Origin of the sequence: Nocardiopsis listeri, assembly GCF_020741345.1 — a bacterium.
In the GTDB taxonomy this organism is placed as follows: domain Bacteria; phylum Actinomycetota; class Actinomycetes; order Streptosporangiales; family Streptosporangiaceae; genus Nocardiopsis; species Nocardiopsis listeri_A.
Map to the genome: position 1 here is coordinate 1 of NZ_DYZD01000382.1, position 3554 is coordinate 3554.

The 3554-nt window shown below is 69.7% G+C and carries 2 protein-coding genes; one reads left to right on the forward strand and one right to left on the reverse strand.

Annotated elements, in window-relative coordinates; all coding sequences use genetic code 11:
- Positions 1-107: 107 nt before the first annotated feature.
- Positions 108-2414, reverse strand: coding sequence for a hypothetical protein (locus K8V84_RS20470; protein ID WP_304077443.1), 2307 nt, complete (start codon positions 2412-2414; stop codon positions 108-110).
- A 693-nt stretch (positions 2415-3107) separates the two neighbouring features.
- Between K8V84_RS20470 and K8V84_RS20475 the strand changes: the two genes are divergently transcribed.
- Positions 3108-3554: SGNH/GDSL hydrolase family protein (locus K8V84_RS20475; protein ID WP_304077446.1), on the forward strand; the 447-nt coding region annotated here is incomplete at its 3' end.

Below are 3554 nucleotides of genomic sequence, written 5' to 3' on the forward strand. Positions count from 1 at the left end.
TGTCACGTCGACGTCGGTGTGAAAGAGCTGCGAAGACGCCGAACACGACGAAGGCCCACGGCCGGAAGGTGTCCGGTCCGTGAGCCTCGTGTGGTCGACGGTGGGCGTCAGTGCGTGGCGAACATGCCCGAACGCAGTTCCCCGGCGATGTCGTCGTCACCGCGCAGGGACAGTACGTCCAGCAGGGCCTGCGGGGCGGCCAGCGACTCGTCGCCGTTGTCGGTGATCCTGCGGGAGAGGACCTTGAGCGCCTCGTCCGTGGCGGCCGGGGCGGTGTAGCCGATCAGGTGCAGCGCCCGAGCGTAGGGGGAGTGGCCGCTCAGGTCGGTCGCCGGGAGCTTGCGCGCGTCCAACCTGTCGCCGGAGACCGTGATGAAGATGCGATCGCCGGGCTGTGCGGCCTGTCTGCGCAGCAGCGGGCGCAACGAGTCGAAGGCCGGCTGGTCGCGCCAGACCAGCACCAGCAGGTCCGCTCCGGGCGCGGTCAGGCACAGCAGACGTCCGGGTTGCAGCCCCAGGTGCGTGGCGTACCCGGCGGGCACGGCCACCGGGGCGCCGTTGAGATGGTCGGCGGTGATGTCGATGCGGTGCCACCAGCGGCCGTCCGGGGCGCGGAAGCAACGGGCCGACATCGCGGGTTCGCTCGCACCTTGACGGATCGGTGCCGGGGGCGCCATCGGAGGCTGTTGCGCGGGTGGGGGCGCCATCGGCGCGGACGGCGGTGCCACCTGTGGGAACGCGCCCGAGTCGGGTCTGTACCCGTGGGACGGAGTGGGAGCCTCCGCGGGGGCTTCGGCGGAGGCCTCCGGGCGACGCCGGATCGGCAGGCCGTTCTCGGTGGTGCCCGAACCCTCGGGCGAGTGATCGCCGCTCGGAGCCTCCATGGGCACCGAGGTGTCCACCAGGACACGGCCCTCGCGCAGGTTCACGCCCGGGGTGCTCAGCAACCAGGCGCGCAGTTCCTGTTGGCGGATGCCGATCCGCCCCAGCCGGATGCCGGCCTCGGTCAGGTCGGGCGCGTCACCGAGCATCTCCCGGGTCTGCCAGCGCAGTCGGTTGGGGTCGTCGGCGATGAGCCAGCCGTTGTGCATACGGCGGTCGGTGAACAGGGTGATGATCACGCGCCACAGCGGGGTGTGCAGGGTGGGCACGTCCACCGGGTGGTCGGGGTGCGCGTTGATGAGCCGGTCGATGGTGGTCGCCGAACCCAACTGTTCGGACAGCTCGCGCAGGTGCTTGGTGACGGTGGCGCCCTCGGGGGAGGACAGCCACTGCAGCAGCCGCTCCTCCACCTTGCGCTGGGCGCCGCGGATCTCGGTGACGTCCACCGCGATCTGTTCCGACAGCACACGGATGCTGATGGGGTCGGTGGCGAAGAGTCGTTCGGCGGCCACCGTCCGCTCCAGGTCGGGCCAGGAGCGGAACATCTCCTCGACCGCGTCCACCAGGGGATGCCGGCCCAGGGCGGGGGCCGGAGGTTCCTCGGGCTGTTCGGGACGCAGTTTGGGACGGCTGAAACTGGGACGACGCAGGGTGCGGCCAGGGCCCAGCAGGGAGCTGCGGAACTGAGAACGAAGGTCGCCCACACCGTTCTGGCTCTCGGGGTCCTCCGGGGCGCCCTCGGCGGCGTCACCGGGGATCATCGCGGCCGAGCTCACCATGCCGCCCAGTGGAGTCTGCGAAGGCGGCGGTGCGGAGCTCGGAGTCGGCGCCATTCCCGCGGGGACGTCGGTGGTCTCGGGCTGTTCCCCCTCGCGCTGGGCACGTAGGGCGCGCAGGGTCCGGATGGCCCGTGTGGCCGGGGACTGCGGCGGTGTCGAGTCGGACCCGTTCAGGGAGGAGCCGGGGGAGTCGTGCGCGCCGGTGGCCACGTTGAGGTAGTCGAGCGCGTTGCGCACGTGTTCGGGTGCGGACTCGGGAAGCCAGTGCGAGATGGTGCGCACGGCCTCCAACATCAGAGCGGGGGAGGGCGTGGGGCCGCCGGGCAGTTCGCAGCACGGCTGCAGGGCGCGCCAGGCGACGGTGCTGATGATGTCGAGTACACCACACTGGGTCGGTCCCCACTCGAGGATCTCGCGAGGGGTGGCCGCGACGAGCTTTTCCCAGCTACCGGCGGCGGTCGTGACCGCCCCGCGTACGGGTTCGGAGAGTTCGGCACAGTCCACCGCTTGGTCGCGCAGGCTGGGCAGGAACTCCGTCAGGGGTACGTGGTCCCACTGTTCGACCGCGAGCCGGGCCAGGCCGTGAGCCAGCCAGGGAGGGCCGGCGATGTCCAGAACACGGGTGATGGGCAGGGAGTGCCACCAACCGTCGATCAGCCGGTCGTGTCTGAGCAGGGATGCCACGTCCGGCGACCTCGACCAGCGCAGGGCGGGTGCGAGGTCGACGAGGCAGATCGGAGAGACGGCGTTCATCCGCTGGGGACCTCGACCTCCTGGTGTCTGCACGTGAATTGAGGAGGAACCGCACGGGCCTTCGGTTCGATGCACCACAGTACGCGCCTCGGGCCATGAGGGGGACAGGCCCTTGAGAACGCTCCGGCCCTGCCGTGAGAGGAAACGGCGGACCGAGGGGCGGGGGAGCCGTGAGCACTTGACGAGATCGTACGTGGCCGGAGCGCACAAGGGTAGCCCCGATCCGTTTCGTTGGTCTCCGGTGAGGTTTCGCCACGGTGTGTGATCACCGCGGTGCTGGAGATCCATGACAGGACCGTGACACGGGTTGTGATCTACATCATATGGGGTATTCGGCTCTTCTCTGACATGTCGGACGTTGTGTCGAGAGCTGTGGCCGACGGGTGGCGGTCGTGACCGTTCGCGTGGGAACGGTGCACCGAGGTGCCCTGGACACGAGGTGTGCCGACGGGTGCCGAACAGACCGAATCCGACATGTGAATGTCGGACGCGGGTATGCTGGACGGGCACTGTTCTCGCCCGAAGCGCCCACTTCGGCCGGGTGGCCGCAACCGCCCCCGGGGCCACGGTGCTCGGACATCGCGGGCCGGCGGCACACCGCGCCCCACCAAGACTTCCGTTACCGCGCACCCCGGTGCTCGGCAGGCGTGGAACGGTCGATCCGGACGATTGGTTGACGTGACAGACCTTGAGATGAATCCCCCTGCCGCCGATGCCACGGACAGACCGGAGCTCATCCGGTCCTACGTGGCCATCGGTGACAGCATCACCGAGGGGATGGAAGACGACAGTGGGCCGGGCGGTACCTACCGGGGTTTCGCGGACCGTCTCGCCGAACACCTGGGCACCCTGTCCCCGGACTTCCGATACGCCAATCTGGGTGTCCGTGGCCGACGGATGCAACACATCTTCGGTGAACAGCTCGACCGAGCGCTGGAGTGGAAGCCCGACCTGGTCACGGTGCTGGCGGGTGGCAACGACGTGCTGCGTCCCGGCCACGACCCGGACGAACTCGCGGAACATTTCGAGTGGGGGGTGCGTCGGCTGCGCGACGCGGGCATCCGAGTGGTGATCCTGGCCGGCCACGACACCGGGTGGATCCCGGTCCTGCGGCTGTACCGCGGGCGCATCGCCGTGTTC